This window comes from Bartonella sp. B23 (genome assembly GCF_053793815.1).
In genome coordinates, this window is the sequence record NZ_CP200033.1 from 308,765 (window position 1) to 326,624 (window position 17,860).

13 protein-coding genes and 1 tRNA gene are annotated in these 17,860 nt (G+C 35.8%); 9 read left to right on the forward strand and 5 right to left on the reverse strand.

The window, feature by feature from the left end:
- Positions 1 to 167: 167 nt before the first annotated feature.
- Positions 168 to 2,264 carry a S9 family peptidase gene (locus tag V4B17_RS01280; protein ID WP_455479716.1) on the forward strand — a complete coding sequence of 699 codons (2,097 nt, stop codon included), beginning with the start codon at positions 168 to 170 and terminating at the stop codon, positions 2,262 to 2,264.
- Positions 2,265 to 2,339: 75 nt separating this feature from the next.
- Here V4B17_RS01280 and V4B17_RS01285 read toward each other — a convergent pair whose 3' ends face one another.
- Positions 2,340 to 2,942 (reverse strand): superoxide dismutase, encoded by a 603-nt coding sequence (locus V4B17_RS01285; protein WP_455479717.1) that lies wholly within the window; start codon positions 2,940 to 2,942, stop codon positions 2,340 to 2,342.
- A gap of 1,005 nt (positions 2,943 to 3,947) precedes the next feature.
- Between V4B17_RS01285 and V4B17_RS01290 the strand changes: the two genes are divergently transcribed.
- A tRNA-Gln gene (locus tag V4B17_RS01290) sits at positions 3,948 to 4,019 on the forward strand.
- 1,749 nt (positions 4,020 to 5,768) lie between these two features.
- Here V4B17_RS01290 and V4B17_RS01295 read toward each other — a convergent pair.
- The 4 genes from V4B17_RS01295 to V4B17_RS01310 all read right to left on the reverse strand — a co-directional run bounded on the left by V4B17_RS01295 (position 5,769) and on the right by V4B17_RS01310 (position 11,008).
- Complete coding sequence (locus tag V4B17_RS01295) at positions 5,769 to 6,554, reverse strand: DUF1499 domain-containing protein (RefSeq protein ID WP_455479718.1); 786 nt, start codon at positions 6,552 to 6,554, stop codon at positions 5,769 to 5,771.
- A 1,157-nt stretch (positions 6,555 to 7,711) separates the two neighbouring features.
- Positions 7,712 to 8,251, reverse strand: coding sequence for a DUF1254 domain-containing protein (locus tag V4B17_RS01300; RefSeq protein ID WP_455479719.1), 540 nt, complete (start codon positions 8,249 to 8,251; stop codon positions 7,712 to 7,714).
- Positions 8,244 to 8,840, reverse strand: a complete 597-nt coding sequence (locus tag V4B17_RS01305; RefSeq protein ID WP_455480152.1) for a DUF1214 domain-containing protein — start codon at positions 8,838 to 8,840, stop codon at positions 8,244 to 8,246. Before V4B17_RS01305 ends, V4B17_RS01300 begins: the two co-directional genes overlap by 8 nt.
- A 17-nt stretch (positions 8,841 to 8,857) precedes the next feature.
- A complete protein-coding gene (locus V4B17_RS01310) occupies positions 8,858 to 11,008 on the reverse strand; it encodes a transglycosylase domain-containing protein (RefSeq protein ID WP_455479720.1) in 2,151 nt (716 codons plus the stop codon).
- Between the two features lie 316 nt (positions 11,009 to 11,324).
- Between V4B17_RS01310 and V4B17_RS01315 the strand changes: the two genes are divergently transcribed.
- From V4B17_RS01315 to V4B17_RS01345, 7 genes are all read left to right on the forward strand, one after another.
- Entirely contained in the window at positions 11,325 to 11,561 is a 237-nt protein-coding gene (locus V4B17_RS01315) for a hypothetical protein (RefSeq protein ID WP_455479721.1), read from the forward strand.
- An 18-nt stretch (positions 11,562 to 11,579) separates the two neighbouring features.
- Positions 11,580 to 12,245, forward strand: coding sequence for a response regulator transcription factor (locus V4B17_RS01320; protein WP_455479722.1), 666 nt, complete (start codon positions 11,580 to 11,582; stop codon positions 12,243 to 12,245).
- The gene (locus V4B17_RS01325) at positions 12,245 to 13,657 is read left to right on the forward strand and encodes an ATP-binding protein (protein ID WP_455479723.1); all 1,413 of its coding nucleotides are present in this window, start codon (positions 12,245 to 12,247) and stop codon (positions 13,655 to 13,657) included. Before V4B17_RS01320 ends, V4B17_RS01325 begins: the two co-directional genes overlap by 1 nt.
- Before the next feature lie 274 nt (positions 13,658 to 13,931).
- Positions 13,932 to 14,669: a tetratricopeptide repeat protein gene (locus tag V4B17_RS01330; RefSeq protein ID WP_455480153.1), complete on the forward strand. Its 738-nt coding sequence runs from the start codon at positions 13,932 to 13,934 to the stop codon at positions 14,667 to 14,669.
- 190 nt (positions 14,670 to 14,859) lie between these two features.
- On the forward strand, positions 14,860 to 15,339 hold the full coding sequence (gene ccmE, locus V4B17_RS01335; protein WP_455479724.1) for a cytochrome c maturation protein CcmE: 480 nt from the start codon (positions 14,860 to 14,862) through the stop codon (positions 15,337 to 15,339).
- A gap of 7 nt (positions 15,340 to 15,346) precedes the next feature.
- Positions 15,347 to 17,332 (forward strand): heme lyase CcmF/NrfE family subunit, encoded by a 1,986-nt coding sequence (locus V4B17_RS01340; protein ID WP_455479725.1) that lies wholly within the window; start codon positions 15,347 to 15,349, stop codon positions 17,330 to 17,332.
- Entirely contained in the window at positions 17,329 to 17,751 is a 423-nt protein-coding gene (locus V4B17_RS01345) for a cytochrome c-type biogenesis protein (protein ID WP_455479726.1), read from the forward strand. Before V4B17_RS01340 ends, V4B17_RS01345 begins: the two co-directional genes overlap by 4 nt.
- Positions 17,752 to 17,860: the final 109 nt, after the last annotated feature.

Consider the following 17,860-nt stretch of genomic DNA (forward strand, 5'->3'; position numbering starts at 1 on the left):
CAATACCTGTAATACGCAATAAATAGAAATACAGAGTATTATTACAGAAATTGTTGTAGCTGCATTTTTTGTGAGCGAGTAAAACTTGCGGATCGAAGCACCTGTATAAGCAGTATGATTCTAACATATAAACAAAATTGTCAACATATTTTAACATAGGACTGTGTATGACTAGCTCTTCTGTAATTCCCCCAAAAGCATCTAAAATTATTCATAAAGAAACACATCACGGCATTTGTCGTATTGATCCCTATCATTGGCTGCGTGCATCTAACTGGCAAGATGTTTTAAAAAACCCTAATTGTCTTGACGCAAATATTCGACATCATCTCGAGAATGAAAATTCTTATCAAGCTGCCCAAATGGCTGATACAAGGCTATTACAGGATTTCCTTTTTATTGAAATGAAAAGCCGTATTCAAGAGAATGATAGTTCTGTTCCTATAAAACATGGTCCTTTTGCTTACGGATTCTCTTATGTTACCGGAGGTCAACAACCACATTATTTTCGTACACCAAGAAATGGTGGAGAAAAAAATGTTTACCTTGATGGTGATGCTTTGGCTGAAGGTAAAGAATATTTTAATTTTGGTTCAGTTCAAGAATCTCCTGATCATAAACATGTTGTATGGAGTTATGATGACAAGGGATCAGAATTCTACAGAGCGAAAATTCGTAATTTGGAAACATTGTCTGACTATATGGATACAATCGCTGATACATCCGGACAAATTGTATGGGATGCTAAATCTGAAGGTTTTTTCTACACTAAGTTAGATGAAAGTCACCGACCTTCTGAGCTATATTATCACCGATTAAAAACAGACCAATCGCAAGATAAGCTTATTTTTCATGAAGATAATCCAGGATTTTTTTTACACGTAAGTGGTTCTAAGCTTAATGACGTTATTTATGTTAATATTCATGATCATGAAACGTCAGAGATCTGGTTGATTCCTGCTGAGGCACCTTTTACTGCTCCCCAATGTGTGCGGAAGCGACAAAAAGGTATTGAATATTCACTTACAGAAGGCGGTGATGTCTTTTATATCCTGACCAATTTAGATAATGCAAAAGATTTCAAAATTATGGTAGCGCCATACACATCTCCACAATCAGAAAATTGGTCTGAATTTGTTCCACATCAGCTTGGACGTCTGATACTATCCCATGATGCTTATCAAGATTTTCTGATTTGGATTGAGCGTTTTGAAGGGCTTCCTCGTATAAAAGTAATGGAGCGTGCTACCAAGAAAACTCATTCTATTGTTTTTACTGAAGAAGCTTATTCTTTAGGTTTACAAGGTGCTGTAGAATATAGCAGTCAAACTATTCGTTTTTCCTATTCATCTATGATAACACCTGATCAAGTATTTGACTATGAGATGAAAAGTCGCAAACGAACGCTTTTAAAGACGCAAATAATTCCCTCTGGGCATAATAAAGATGAATATGTAACACGGCGTATTACAGCAACAGCAGACGATGGCGAGAAAATCCCTATTTCACTTTTTTATCACAAAACTACCGCTCTTAATGGTGGTGCACCCTGTTTGCTTTACGGTTATGGTGCTTATGGAATCTCCATTCCAGCTAGCTTTAACAGCAATGTACTTTCTTTGGTTAACAGAGGTTTTATTTATGCCATTGCTCATATTCGTGGAGGAAAAGAAAAGGGGGTTGAATGGTATGAAAAAGGAAAACACCTCTTTAAATACAATACTTTTACAGATTTTATTGCTTGTGGGCGTTGTCTTGTAAATAATAAATTCACTTCTTACGACCGACTCATTGCCCATGGTGGCTCAGCAGGAGGGATGTTGATGGGAGCCATTGCCAATATAGCTCCACAGGATTTTGCTGCAATCGTGGCGGACGTGCCCTTTGTTGATGTCTTAACTACTATGTTAGATGATTCATTGCCACTCACACCTCCAGAATGGCCGGAGTGGGGAAATCCTCTTGAATCGGAAGAGGATTATAAGCTTATTACTTCCTATTCACCCTACGATAATGTCAAAGCTCAAAAATACCCCCCTATGCTTGTGATAGCAGGATTAACAGATCCTCGTGTAACTTACTGGGAGCCCGCGAAGTGGGTGGCAAAATTACGAGACTTAAAAACAGACAACAATGCGATTTTATTGCGTATTAATATGGACTCAGGTCATGCAGGTGCAGCTGGACGTTTTTCAAAGCTAGAAGAAGTTGCATATATCTACGCGTATATTCTAAAAATAGCGAAAAAAATTGCTGTTAATTAAAACATCTTTATTCTTTTGAAAGGCTCCAATCGTTTATACGCTTTTGGAGCCTTAATAAAAGATAGAAAACTACGCTTAAAATCCACAGTTTTCATAAAGTTTCAAAACATAGTCCCAATTAATTAAATGATCTACAAAAGATTCAAGATATTTTTGGCGCGCATTACGATAATCAATGTAATAGGAATGTTCCCATACATCGACACCCAAAATAGGTTGAGCATCGCGAATTAAAGGGTTTTCACCATTGGGCGTTTTCATAATTTCAAGCTTCCCATTTTTAACAGCAACCCATGCCCATCCGGAAGCAAATTGTGCGACGGCAGTAGCAATAAAATCAGTGCGGAATTTGTCATAACCACCTAGATCAGAGTCAATAGCTTTTGCTAACTTTTCAGGAAGCTTTTGACCACCACCGTCTTTTTTCATCCAAAGCCAAAAATGACTATGATTGTAATGCTGCGCTGCATTATTAAACAACCCAATATTTTTCCCAAAACTTTTTTTAACAATATCTTCAAGGCTTTCATTTTCTAAGCCTAAATCTTTCACAAAATTATTGGTGTTGGTAAGATAAGCGAGATGATGCTTATCATGATGATATTCAAGTGTTTCGCGTGACATATAAGGCGAAAGGGCATCATAATCATAAGGCAACGGAGCCAATTCAAAAGCCATTTAAAATCTCCTCGATTCTAATTGTTAAGTTTACTTCACAAATTCAATTTGCCATTTACAGAATTTAAAAGCAAATGTTGAATATCCACTTGCATTAAATTAATTTTGATGATCATTCTTTATAAGGATATTTTTAAATATATGTGCTTAATTAACAAATATATCATTGATTTGTATCATACAGCTTTTAAAGAGTTTTTTCCATCTTCGAACTAATAAAAATGTTATTATCTTGTTTAAGAGGTGTATCAATTAATAGCTAGAAAGGTGAATTTGGGCAGCCATAAGTTATTTTTTTGTTTTTTAAAGTATCCCTATAAATATCATAAAAGTATCTTTGATGTTTACATAATTTTTCCTGTTTTGTTTGCGAGTATACACCGCTTTATCACAGTGTTTGTAAAAGAGTGTTAGCGATTATTTTGCAGATATTATTGATTTCTGCATAGACTGTGAAAATTTATATAAGATCAATAGTATCTGATAGTTTGCAGATATTGATCTTAGATGCACTTATTCATGATAAGCTAATTTATGTTTATTATGCGTATTCGTCTAAGCTATAAGTAAGAGGCAGTGCATTGTTGTACATTGAACAGATAAAGGTTGATAATGTGATTAAAAAGACAAAAAATCATCAGCATATAAAGCCTGTTTATTCTCCTACCTTATTTCAATGTTTGGATTTGAGTACATGAAGGAAACATGCGGTTTTATGGCATTCTATAAATACATTACAGTAAGGCATAAAATTTCCATTTTTACTGCCTTGAAATGAATAAATAAAATAGCAAAATACGAAAAATGCAAAATAAATGACGGAGTAAGAGCTGTTACTTATATTAACTTTACAAGCTAATATAAATTTTTGTTGTAAATTTTACGTCAAAGCAATACTAACAAAAAATTTATGATAAAAAAGCAAAAGCTTTTATTTTCAGATATTGCGCATAATCACGGGAATCGCTATAAGGTGCAAAAATAACAGTGAGCGTGTTTTTCTTTTGGGGTATAGCCAAGCGGTAAGGCACCGGTTTTTGGTACCGGCATTCCCTGGTTCGAATCCAGGTACCCCAGCCGGTTCTTAGTGAATTAAATCAATTTTAAATTACAAGTTCAAAGATCTTAGATTCTGGAAATCCTGTATTTTTGAATTTCGTTTGTTTTTCTATTCTAAGTTTTTTCGTTGATTTCATGGTTTGGTGCTTTTTATCACTTGAATAAAAAAGAATAGTAATTACCGTAAGGACAGAAATATCATAAAGCTTTCCTGCGCGATAAAAAAGTAAGATGCAAATTAATAATTTCATTATAACAATTATATTTATTCAATTTTTATGTGTAAAATAGTAACAACAATATTGATCTCAGAAACAATGTAAATGTAATTTTTACAATTATTTAAAACGCATGATAATATATTTAAAATATACCATTACAACATATTTTTTAAATAGATAAAATGTGTAGTTAAAATTTATTTAGTAATTTAATGAATTTTATTCACTATGAAGGTGATAATAAAATTAATTATCTCTATGAAACAAATATAAATGATCTCATAGGAAGAGAATTAAGTGAAGCAACAGCAGATTCTGTTACGGTACAAAGCCCCGTAGGTGCTGTTTTTTGCCGGTTGAATAGTAAGAGGCATAATATTATGATCTAGTGACGCTTTGGTAGATAAATTAGATCAAATACCATGTCGATAAAATGAAGGAATGCTGTTTCTAATTTATTAGAAAATAGCTGGAAAGATGTTTTTAATACCAATAATATTGTAAACATAATTTAAAATATATAGCTGAAAATGATTTCAGGGATATTTATTATTTATGATAAATAGATATTTTATTTTTGATTTTTTGTTATAGGTATTTTCATTGAATTATTAGTGACAATAATTATACTTTTATTTATCTTGTGCATATTATTTTTTACATAGATTTTTCCGTTAAGAGATCATAGATTTTATCAATTTCTCCACTTGCCAGTGGTGCAAAGTGGGCAGGGATCAACCTAAAACATGGATGTAAATGTGCACTCAAATTTCTAATGTAATCCACTTTGGAGGATAACTACACTGAGTGATTCAACCGGTAGAGGTGATGTGCTAATTGCAATTTATAGATAATATTCAGAAAGATATCTCTGAAGTAAATATTGTTATAGTTGTTGGTTAATAAATGTACAAAAATTAAATAATTGTAATTACATACAAGAAAACATCGTATATTTGTAATTATATATAATTTTCATTTTATTATTATACATTTTGTTTACAAAACTGCAATCATCATTGATTGTGACAATTATCTGTGAATTTGTGTGTACTGTATTGTTGTTTTGAAGATTTAATACCTACAGTTTTAAAAAAATTTGTAAAACATTATCATCTATAATTAAGTGTGTTTTTTATTGTTAATTTTTTCTGTAACTATGTGAGTTTACATCATGTTAGATCAATATGTTTCTCTATCTTGATGGAGATACGATTTTCTGCTCTCATTAGAAAAATAAGTCTGTATGGAATGTTTAATTTCTTTATCATAGAAGTCTTATTTCCCATCCTTATGATGATATTTCTGAGCATAAAAAATATGCGTAAATCAAGTATGGCATTGAAATTTAGAATTTGAATTTAGATATTTTATCTGCGTGTGACGCACTAAAAAGAGGCTATAAGTTGTTTTTGAGTAGTCAAGAACACGTCAATTGCTCACAGTCATTGAGAAGTTATAATCGATTTGTTCGTTTTTGTGTGTCTCAAAATTTATTTTTGAAATAAGCTGATTTACTAAATGTAACTTACTATGTTTTAAAATTTTATTCATCATCTTGAGAAAGAGGGAGAGAAGCGACTTCTGTATCAAGTGCGTCCATAAAATCAATAATAAAAGCAGCATTCGTTCCCAAATCTCTTGGCAAATAACGCGAAGCAGAACGCATATCAACAAAAGTTGTATCCCCTTCGTCAGTTAAACGAATAACAATATCTGAAATAAAGCCAAGGTAAAAAGTTTTTGCCATTGTTTCAATATATAGTGCATCCTCTTCACCTTGAAACTTTCGTTGCGCTACAACAGGCCAATCATAGGCTGCTAAAACATTGAGAACGGATTCGCGAATACGCTCAGGTGAACCATCATAGCGACGTCCTGACATTTCCGGCCATGATGCCATCTGTACAGCTGCTTGTTTAGCCAAAATGCTCTTAAGCGGTAAAGCATCGCTAGGGCGTGTCTTTCGAAAAAAAGCTGGTGGATTTTGTGTGTCGGTAGAAATATCATGAAGAGCTGGAAAAGAAAACCAAAATCCAAAAAATAACACCAATGGTGTGGCTGTTATCAACGAATAAATGATACCTCTTAAAGCTTTCATTCCACCTAGAGCGCCATATACCCATAAGCTATGAAGTGCTTTTACAGCAAGAAAAAGAGAAACAGCGACACAACAAGCAGAAACGATTATTAGCGATATGAAGTCAGTTACGTCAATCACAGAAAAGCGCTGTAAAAACATTGAAAATAACAAAATCAAGAATGCCAATCCGCCAAAACGGGGAGACCATACCGCTGCCCTCGAGACTAACCGAACATATATCTTCTTCATGAAGCTCTTTCCCCTCAACCATGAACCATAAGCAAAACTCTCTTGAAATTTCTTATCTCATAGAAAGATTCCAGTCATATGACAAAAGTAAAGCACTTATTTTAAAGGTCAAGGATGGTTTGTGTCTCACCAACTTTCGGTAATTATGCCAGTAATTCGTGTGAGCAATTTTCACCTTTTCTATATGTTGATTGAATTTTATAAGCAATAGTTCTAATCACGTAACCATAAATGCAGAAAACTTTAATGTTGATACGTATATTATTAGTCAAAAATTTTTTACTATTTGTTTTTGTTTAATTGCGTTTTTACTATATTTCAGCCGAATTTGATTTGTTCTGTATACTTGAAGATTTATATCTTAACAGAGAAATGTTAAGCTATATAAATGGCATAGAGGTTATAGCATCATATATTTTGTTATATTTAACGAAAGAAAAAAGAAACGAATTTATTGTTGACAATTATAACAATTATGTAACAAACGCTGAATGTGCATTAATTGATGTTGCTGTATGTATAAAGAAATTAAGTTTTTTCTAAACTATAATTAAGGAGATGGGTGCGTTTTATTGATTCAATGGGGGACTGTCCGTAATGAAAAATATTGTGCTTATGGTAGCTGTTGTTATTACCGCAGTGGTATGTTTTAAATTTCTCAATGAATTTTTAATCCAGACATCAAAGGATTGATTGTTCCTATATACTAATTGGCAGCGAGGCAAATGGATAGGAATGGTTATAAAGATTAGCAAAGTTTGGAAAGGCAACATGATACGATCCCGACATCACTAGCAGTAATAGGAGGGGTTTATTTTACTATAGCGCCCATTTCTCGATTATAATTTTACGAGAGGTAGTTTTTTTCAATTGTTCAAGGGAAATGTGCTATGATAACTACCCGTGCTAGTGCTGCTCATTTTGGTGCCAATTTAACTATACCATGTACATCATTAAAGGTTAAGTTTGTAACTGTTTTTATAGAGATCATTTTTAGTGGTTTTTTATTTTTATCAGAAATCTATGTATTGAAAAATTAAAACAAAGACTATACCTTAATTCTAATATTTAGTTGATTTAGGTTGAAAATAGTCATTTTGATATGCTTTTGTTCACTTTTATAGAAAAAATTTGTACAATTATAATTCGTGGTGCTTTTACCCATTAAATATGCGACAAGTTGCAGATGAAAAGAAGGTTTCGCTTTTTTTCTTTGCAAGCGAAGAAGGAGAAAAAACGCGTAGCAGTGCAAAACCTTCATTCAAATTTTGAGCGATTAAAACTGAATTGGTATTTTTTGTAGACTTTGACTTTTTGAGTTCTATGATTTGTATAGGTTTCCCAATGATAAGATCGAGAGTCGTATCAGGGGCTGTTCTGTCGTTAAGATTGTAGAAAATGATTCCGTCGTGTGTGTAGGCAGCGAGTGACCAAAATTGAGTTGTCTTTAAAGCTTTTAAGTGAACAGGGCCATTTTCGAGATTAAATCTACAGACTTTAATAAGAAAGAAGGGATCGGTAGCCTGCTGGATAGGATTGTGAGCGTTCAAGTTAACAAATTGATAAGGATCTCCGGATTTTTTAAGCTGTATCCATATATTATTTTGTGCCCAATATGGAGTCAGAAACAAAACACAAATATGAACAATGATAGCACCAATGCTTGCAAGAAGTGCGGCGTGAATAAATTTAGTCACAGTTTTTTTGTCCTGTTGGAATTTGTTTTACAGAGGGCATCGTAAGCTTTTGTAATGCCGTTGCAGAGATAATTGAGGTATCGTACAAAGTAAGAATAAGTCCGAATTCTTTTTGGCTGACTGTTGCAAGCCAATTGCCAATTTGTGGTGTGGGTGCGATGTTGATGCGCAAAGAGCCGTCACTTTCATAGATAATATTATCGGTATAAAGTTTGAAAGGTATTTCCTTGGACGAAGTATAAGGTTTGAGGGATTTGTCAGCTGTATAAAGGGTAAAGAGGCGTGTTTTAGGGATATGTCCTTTGAGCAAATAGTGGCAATGGGAGCGTAGTGGATGCCCATGGTCATCCTTCCAAAGTTGAAAAATAAGCCCTTCTGTACGCCCAATCGAAATTTCACCTCTTTTGGCAGTGCGTGCGCGGGTATAGGGATCAGTGTTAGCGGTTCCTGCTTCTGGGTAAGCACTCCATTCACCAATTGTAAAACGCCCTAAATTTTTAAAGGACTTGAGTCCATAACCAACACTGATTGTTCCAAAAAAAATGGAAAAGGTGAAGATGAAAAAGGGAATCGCAATGTTAACAAGCACTTTAGAATATTTTGAATTCAATGTGTTAAATCTCCAAGTGCTTTCAATTTCAAAGAGATTGCAGATGTCTTTTTCAAATCTTTGTTAATCAGTTGCACAATATTTAATGTTTTGCGGGAGAGCGTGTGGGGTATTTGGGGTGTAGGCTCAAAATCACTACGGGAAGGGAATGGTGGTGGTTGATAAGGGAGGAGAGAGTTTTCGACACCGTAGAGCTGTTTGAGCATGATATTTTGGTGTGCAGAGAGCATGATACGGTGCCATATCATGGCAGGAACACCACCACCAAAAGCGCGATTCATTGGTGAAAAATTATCATTACCCATCCATACAGCCCCCGTATAATTACCGGTAAAGCCAACAAACCATGCATCGCGATAGGATTGTGATGTTCCAGTTTTTCCGGCAACAAGAGTCATAGGTAGCGCGGCACGCTTACCAGATCCCCGTGTTGTGACACCAACCATCATTTGGTTCATATAAGCTGCTGATTGTCCGCTGAGAATCCGATGTGGTTTATTCCCGTTATGCTCGAAGTTCCACACTACATGTCCATCTGGTGTGCTGATTTGTGTGAAACCATGGCGATTTCCAGCTATACCCCCATTAGCAAAGACATTAAAACCGGTCGCTTGATCCATGGGTGTCATATTGGATGTGCCTAGAACCATAGTTTTGTGTGATAAAATATGCGCATGAATCCCCATATTTTTGATCAGATCTATGATGGGTTGGGTATCGCGGTTAAGATATTGATAGGTAAGATATACAGGCACTGTATTGATAGAAAAGGCTAAAGCCGTTGCTAAATCGATTTTACCAAGATAACGACCAGAATTATTTTTTGGCGACCAACCTCCCCAATTGATGGGGGCATCTAAGACTGTCGTTGAGGGAGATAGACCACGTTCCATTGCGGTTGCGTAAACATAAGGCTTGAATGAAGAACCAGGTTGTCTTCCCCCTTGTGTTGCTCTGTTGAATTGGCTTTTACTATAATCCAATCCTCCAACAATTGCGCATACAGCTCCGTTATTATCGAGTATGACGGTAGCAGCTTGTGTTACGCGGTATTGTTGGCCGTATTGATGCAAATAATAGGTGACTGATTCTTCTGCAGCTTTTTGAATATCTGGATCAAGGGTAGTTTGAACAATCAAATTATGTCTTGGAAGTTTGTCACTCATTTTTTTGACCTCTTCGAAAACCCAATCAAGAAAATAATCAGGCTGACTATTTTTTATTTTTTTAACAGCACTGGCAGGATGGCGATGGGCATTAATAATTTGGCTTTCAGTTACAAATCCACCATCAACAAGGTTAGAAAGGACTACATTGGCACGTGTTTGAGCGGCAAGAAGGTTATTATGAGGAGCATATTTGCTTGGGGCTTTGAACAATCCTGCTAACATAGCGGATTCGCTAAGAGATACATTGCGTACATTTTTACCAAAATAAAATTTTGCAGCTGCTGCGATACCAAAATTATTTCCTCCCATATATGCGCGATCAAGATAAAGTTGCAAAATCTGTTTTTTGCTAAAATTTGCTTCGAGCCAAAGAGCAAGATAAGCTTCTTTTATTTTGCGTGCTATGGTTCTTTCATTTGTTAAGAACAAATTTTTAGCCAATTGTTGTGTAAGGGTTGAGCCGCCTTGGACTACATTTTTAGCTTGCATGTTTTTTGAGATTGCCCGCGTGAGACCATGCAAGTCAATGCCCCAGTGATTGAAAAAACGGCGATCTTCCGTTGCAATAACAGCTTTAACAAGATAATCGGGCATTTCTTCAACAGAAACAGATGCAGCTGGTGATGCACCACGGTGGCCGATGGGATTTCCATACCGATCTAGAAAAAGGATAGAAAACTTATTAGGAGAAGACCAGTCTTTTTTAGTTAATTCAAAAACAGAGATACCATTTATGGTGAAGAGAGTAAAAGCAATTAATCCTAATGTCATTGTTTCATCAAGAAGTTCAACAATCAATCGTTTCCACCCTTGTATATGAAAACACTGTGAAGCTACTTTTTCCTTGTTCCAGAAGGAACTGTTGGCAGAGCGGATGCGATAAAGTGCTGTGTCTAACCATGCATCTAATTCGATGAGTGCAGGACTACGAAATGGTTTATTGTTTTGTGCTTTCTTTTTTTTAAAAAAATGAAACATTTAAAAGAGAGCCTGTGACAAAATGATAGGACGGAACAAATCTTTCATGACTATATGGAGTGAAGAGAGTTTTTTGCCATAGTGCTAACAAAGAAAGAGTTTATTTTAGAATTATGACAATTTAGTTCTTGTAGATTTTCTCTTCCAATTTTTGATGTAGCCTTTAAGAAGATTTTATTTTAAAATCATTAAAGCTCTAAGGAACATCCACGTGTTATTTTGTTGCATAGAGATCATGTATTTTTCTTGCGTGACTTTTGAATGGATAAAAATATTATTCATTTTATATTCATCTACGGTAGATTATAAAATATTTATGATGAAAAAATCTTTTTTATTTATAATTACAGTGGTTCTTTTGGGAGCAGATTCCGTTCTTGCTGCTGATTGCGCCGAAATGGGTAAGAAAGTAGCTGTCCAGAAGAGTGGGGTATTAGTGCGTTCAATTCCCATTATCCAGGACGGAAAAAATATGTGTGAGGTTGTGGTTATTGTTCCTGCTCGTGGGGGTGAAAAGTTGCGCCGTGTTGAAGTTTCTGTTCCTCTAGATTAGTATTTAGCGGATATTGTAATGCGTATTTTAATTGTTGAAGATGATCGAAATCTCAATCATCAATTAGCAGAAGCTGTGAAAAATGCGGGATATGTTTCAGATAGCGCTTTTGATGGTGAAGAGGCTTACTTTTTAGGAAGCACAGAGTCTTATGATGCGGTGATTCTTGATATTGGTTTGCCACGTCTAGATGGGATTCGTGTTATTGAAAAATGGCGCAAAGAAGGTTATTTAATGCCTGTTTTAGTGCTAACGGCGCGAGATCGCTGGTCTGATAAGGTACTTGGCATTGATGCAGGTGCTGATGATTATGTTGCTAAGCCATTTCATTTAGAGGAAGTGATGGCGCGGTTGCGAGCGTTAATTCGCCGAGCTACAGGCCACGCGACAAGTGCGTTACGTTGTGGAGAGGTTTTATTGGATACTAAAACTTCTCGTGTTTTTGTTGATGGTCAGTTGATTAAATTGACATCATATGAATTCAGACTTCTTTCGTATCTCATGCACCATTGCGACAAGGTGATTTCAAGGATAGAACTTACCGAACATCTTTATGATCAAAACTTTGACAGGGATTCGAATACGGTTGAAGTTTTTGTGGGACGGTTACGTAAAAAACTTGGGGTTGATTTAATTGAGACCGTTCGTGGATTAGGTTATAGAGTGAAAAAGCTAGGTGATTAATGAGAGTTCCAAAAAATAAGGGCTCGCTTAGGGAAATGATTTCTCTAATTGTTAGATCTCTTAGCTTACGCGTTATGATTTTATCAACATTATGGGTTGTTATTTCTCTTTCATTGATTTCTGCAGTCAGTATTTTATTTTATCGGCGTTCAAGTGAAGAAAATCTAGAACGTATCCTTTCTACTCAACTGTACAGTCTTATTGCAACAGTAACTGTAACACCTGATGGAAGCTTGAAAGGAAGTTTTGGAATTGATGATATTCGCTATTTAGATCCAGCATCAGGATGGTATTGGGAGGTCGTTTCTGTATCACCTAATTTACAAGGAAGACTGACATCTCCATCATTAGGAACTGAGAAAATATTTTCACCTGGCGATGTCGATGTACCTTTTGACAATAAATTCTTTCGTTCTTACCGGATAACGGGAAAAAACGGTCAGAAGCTGCAAGTGATTGAGAGTGATGTGGTTCTTGATAATCAAAATCGTGTTGCGCGTTTTCGCCTCGTTGGGAATATCGATGAAGCACATGCACAAGTGCAGAAATTTAAGCGGACTTTACAAATTTTTTTATGGAGTTTTGGTATAGGGAGCGTTCTTATTAACATTGCTATTATGTTCTTTAGTTTTCAACCGTTAAAACTTATCCGACAAGCGTTGAATGATATTCGTGAAGGCAGGGTTAATTATGTGAATACGGATTTAGTAAGCGAAGTTATGCCGTTAGCGCAAGAGATGAATGCTCTCATCAATAATAATCAGCGTATTATTGAACGGTTTCGCACACAGGTTGGTAATCTTGCACATTCATTAAAGACACCTTTGTCAGTGATTGTGAATGAGATTGATAAGATGTCTGGAGAACAGGATCTTTTATTGAAAGAGCAAGTGCAAATAATGCAAAACCAAATAAATCATTATTTACAGCGTGCTCGGATTGCCGCACAATGTGGCAGTGTTGTTTATCACACATCAGTTCGCACAGTGATTGATCGTTTGGTGCGGGTCATGGAAAAGCTTAATCCTGAAAAACAGTTTAAATTTATTATGGATGTTAATGATATTGTTTTTTCTGGAGAAAGAGAAGATTTGGAAGAAATTGTAGGGAATTTGATTGAGAATGCTGCTCAGTGGGCTCTTACAAAAGTTCTAATCTCTTGTTGTCTAGAAGAAAATATTGAAGAAGCAGAATATTTTAGTATCCTTGTAGAAGATGACGGTTCTGGTTTAACAGAAGAACAAATTGATGAAGCATTAAAAAGAGGGCATCGGTTTGATGAAAGTAAGCCGGGGACAGGTTTAGGGTTAGCGATTGTTTCAGATATGGTCAACGAATATGGCGGAAGTCTTTTATTATCGCGTTCTAACTTAGGTGGATTATATGCAAAAATTGTATTACCAAAGAAATGAACGTATTTTACTTCTATGCGGCGTGTATATATTAAAATTTGTAAAAATGAAGTAATATCTGTGCGTATAATGTATAAAGGATGGAATGATTTCAGGATTTTGAATCCGTATCTATCTGTCTGTAATGAGAATAGAGAAATAAGATTTTTAGAAAAATTTATGATAAACCTCATAATTTTACATGTGAAAAAATAGTTTTCTATCATTTTACATCAATGTTCTAACGAATGAGAGAGGTAGGATGATTGATTGTTCTTGTTGGTACCAAAGTGATATGCTTTTTTTAATTTTGGTTGCATTTTTTTTTATTTTATTGACGGTTTTTCTTTTTTTCTCGTTACATTTTAACTGTAAATTTTTCCAAAATAGGAGTATTTCAGCTGATAATATTTACAGAAATTGTACATGTTTTGTTGAATACAATAAGTCTTGCAAGCATTGTAAAACTATACAAACTATTAAAGTTCTTAGTATTTTGTTTGTTTTTCTTATGACATGGAGCATTTACACTTTAACAGGCAATCCAGAAGTTAAAAGTTATTTTTTTAGTGCCTTAATAGATAAGGATCCAAAGACGCTCAGTAAACGTGAACAACTCGTTCGTCTACAAGTCCTTTTCCTTCGTGCACCTCATGATGGCAGGTTAGCGGATGCGTTGGCGGTAGGATACCTCGAGGAAGGTCAATTTCAGGATGCAGTGAACATTTATTTAGACGCAATGCGCCTAAATGGGGAAACAGCTCCAAGGCTTGTTGGATATGGGTTGGCATTGGTTGGTTATGAGGGTGGAATAATTACGCAAGAAGCACAAAAGGCGTTTCAAAAAGCAGCGGATTTAGCGCCAAAAGATTTTTATCCTCGTTTATTACTCGCTGAAGCATTTAGCCAAGAGGGTAAGCATGCACAGGCAGTGCAGTTTTTAGAAAATTTTCTTGATAAAATGCCTAAGGATTTTGTAGGGCGATTGCGCGTTGAAGCGAAGATAATTCAATTACGTGATTTATCCAAATAGAATGCCCAGAAAGTGAGTGTGGACAGTTGAAGAGTATTGAAATCAGAAGATCATCACTTGGGGAAGAGAGGTATTGGATAAAAAGTTGCACTCGTATACAAGATGTGCGAAACTCTTACTAAAGATAGGGCATAATTATAAATGAATGTTTATACAATGCATTTATAAAAGTATTTTTCGTAGAATATCTATGAACAGTCAATCTTTTAAGAATTCTCCTTCATTGAAGGTTATTTTAAAGCAGCGAAAAAAAACACGATTGCTGATGATTTTTTTATACTTTTTCGTCATGGGAATTGCGATAAGTCTCATTATGTATGCAATGCGTAATACAGTCAGTTTTTTCCGAATGCCATCTGAAATCACAAAAGAAGATATGCTAATGGGGCGCCCTTTGCGTTTAGGCGGTTTTGTTGAGAAAGGAACGGTTCAATATCTTGGGGAGATGAAAGTTACTTTTTACGTAACGGATAATGCAAAGCACAAAAAAGTTATTTTTTGTGGTATTTTACCCGATCTTTTTCGTGAAGGACAGGGGGTTATCGTGGAAGGATATTTCGATCAACAGGGGTTGTTTATCGGCAAGCGCGTTTTGGCAAAACATGATGAAACTTATATGTCTAAAGAAACAGCTGCTCGCTTGAATAAACATAAAAGTGTGGAGAAATAATTCGATCGTGCTCGTTGAACTTGGTCATATTTTTTTAGCTTCAGCCTTTGCAGTGAGTTTATTGGGAGCATTTTTGCCTGCTTTGGGTGTTTGGTGGAAGGAGCGTTCGTTGATGCAAACGGCAGTTCCCCTAACATATATTACTTTTGCATTATCGCTTTTATCTTTTTTGATTATTGTTCACGCCTATATCGTATCTGATTTTTCTGTTTTGAATGTTGTTGAGAATTCTCATTCGGAAAAACCTCTGTTGTATAAAATCACTGGTATTTGGGGGAATCACGAGGGGTCCATGTTGTTATGGGTTTTGAGTCTCGCATTTTTTAGTGCATTGATGGCGTTGTTTAGTCAAAATTTGCCAGAACAGTTTAAGGCACTCGTTTTAATATGCCAAAGTTGGATTACAAGCGCTTTTCTTTTGTTTATTCTTTTTATGTCCAACCCGTTTTTACGTGTTAATCCACCGGCATTGCAGGGAAATGATCTCAATCCCCTTTTACAAGATATCGCATTAGCAATTCATCCACCACTTCTTTATTTAGGCTATGTTGGTTTTTCACTTTGTTTTTCTTTTGCAATAGCAGCATTGATTATGGGACATGTTGATGGGGTTTGGGCGCGTTTGGTTCGTCCCTGGCTTCTCCTTTCTTGGTGCTTTTTAACATTGGGTATTATGGTTGGATCCTATTGGGCTTATTATGAATTGGGATGGGGAGGATATTGGTTTTGGGATCCAGTTGAAAATGTTTCGTTGATGCCCTGGCTTTCAGGTACGGCCTTTTTGCATTCTTCTCTTGTTCTTGAAAAGCGGGAGACATTGAAAAGTTGGACTTTATTTTTAGCACTTCTGACTTTTTCCCTTTCCCTTATGGGAACTTTTCTTGTTCGTTCGGGTATTTTAACGTCTGTTCATAGTTTTGCTGTTGATCCAGCACGTGGTTTGGCAATTCTTGCACTTTTATTCTGTTTCACGGGAGGAGCTTTTCTTCTCTTTGGGCTGCGCGTACCTGTTTTCAAAACAGGGAGATTATTTCAGCCAATTTCGCGTGAAGGTTTTATTGTTTTAAATAATCTGTTACTTGCAACAATAACAGCGACAGTATTAATTGGCACACTCTACCCTTACTTTATTGAATCATTGACTGGACAAAGAATTTCTGTAGGTGCTGCTTTTTTTAACCTTACCTGTGGGCCCTTAATGGTGTTACTGTTGTTGTTGGTTCCGTTTGGGTCAATGATGGCATGGAAACGCGGTGATTTTTTCGCAGTTTTTGAGCGGTTGTGGTTCGTTTTTATATTAGTCTGTGCAATCTGTTTTATAATATTTTACGCAGCATCTTTTCGCGATATTTTTGCAGCTTTAGGAGTGGGTCTTTCAGCTTTCGTTGTTGTAGCCAGTTTAGCTGATCTTTGGGGAAAGAGTGGGCATCGAAAGATAGCTTTGTCAGTGAGGGTTAAGAGATTTATTGGATTACCGTGGTCCGCTTTTGGTACTGCAATGGCGCATATGGGATTGGGTGTGACATTACTTGGTATTACTTGTGTTGCAAGTTTTACACAAGAGCGTATTCTAACCATGCACATAGGAGATATGGTAACAATAGCAGGCAAAACTCTTTACTTGGATGAAGTGCTCGATGGCGCTGGACCGAATTATTCTGCAGTGGAGTTCCATTTTACAGTATATGAAAATAAAAATGCTGTGCACAACGTAATAGCTTCAAAACGGTTTTATTCAAGCAAAAATACCTCAACAACGGAAATTGGTATTCAAAATCATGGCTTATCCCAGTTATATATTGTGCCAGGACATATAGATGATCAGGGGCTTGTTGTGCATGTATGGTGGAAGCCTTACGTGATTTGTGTTTGGTTAGGAGCTTTGATGATGGCCATGGGCGGATGTTTTTCTCTTTTGGGGTATTTGTTTCGTATTGAGTTGCATCGACGTATAGCCTCTTGCTTTAAATTTGTTGAAAAGGCATTGAGATGAAAAATAGATTGTTTTTAGCTTTGCTTTTTTTTATCATTTTTTTTTCTCTGTCGTTAGCGATAGCCGTGGAGCCAGATGAAATTTTACAGGATAAAGCTTTGGAATCGCAAGCACGTGAGATTTCATCATATTTGCGTTGTCCAGTCTGCCAAAATCAAACAATTGATGATTCAGATACTTCACTAGCACGTGATTTACGGCTTTTGATCCGCAAAAGACTGAAAATGGGGGAGAGCAATCAGCAGGTAATTGATTTTCTTGTTGAGCGATATGGTGTATTTATTCTCTTGAAACCACCATTTAATAAAACAACGTGGTTTTTATGGTTATCACCTTTTGTCATTATCATCATGGGTGCAAGTGTCATCTTCTTCCGGATAAGACGGTACAGATGCGAAAAAATAAGGTCGTTGAAATGAATCGCTCAGCTTTGTTGATAATTATGCATTGTTGTGATCTAAAATCTTACAAAACTTTAATAATTTAGATAGAAAACAGTAAGGTCTAGTGTTTTATAAGTAATCGAAA

Coding starts and splice junctions, on each gene's coding strand:
- V4B17_RS01285 (WP_455479717.1), bottom strand. CDS start 2,942: ATGGCTTTTGAATTGGCTCCGTTGCCTTATGATTATGATGCCCTTTCG.
- V4B17_RS01295 (WP_455479718.1), bottom strand. CDS start 6,554: ATGAAGAAGATATATGTTCGGTTAGTCTCGAGGGCAGCGGTATGGTCT.
- V4B17_RS01345 (WP_455479726.1), top strand. CDS start 17,329: ATGAAAAATAGATTGTTTTTAGCTTTGCTTTTTTTTATCATTTTTTTT.
- V4B17_RS01315 (WP_455479721.1), top strand. CDS start 11,325: ATGATGAAAAAATCTTTTTTATTTATAATTACAGTGGTTCTTTTGGGA.
- ccmE (WP_455479724.1), top strand. CDS start 14,860: ATGAACAGTCAATCTTTTAAGAATTCTCCTTCATTGAAGGTTATTTTA.
- V4B17_RS01310 (WP_455479720.1), bottom strand. CDS start 11,008: ATGTTTCATTTTTTTAAAAAAAAGAAAGCACAAAACAATAAACCATTT.
- V4B17_RS01280 (WP_455479716.1), top strand. CDS start 168: ATGACTAGCTCTTCTGTAATTCCCCCAAAAGCATCTAAAATTATTCAT.
- V4B17_RS01330 (WP_455480153.1), top strand. CDS start 13,932: ATGCTTTTTTTAATTTTGGTTGCATTTTTTTTTATTTTATTGACGGTT.
- V4B17_RS01320 (WP_455479722.1), top strand. CDS start 11,580: ATGCGTATTTTAATTGTTGAAGATGATCGAAATCTCAATCATCAATTA.
- V4B17_RS01325 (WP_455479723.1), top strand. CDS start 12,245: ATGAGAGTTCCAAAAAATAAGGGCTCGCTTAGGGAAATGATTTCTCTA.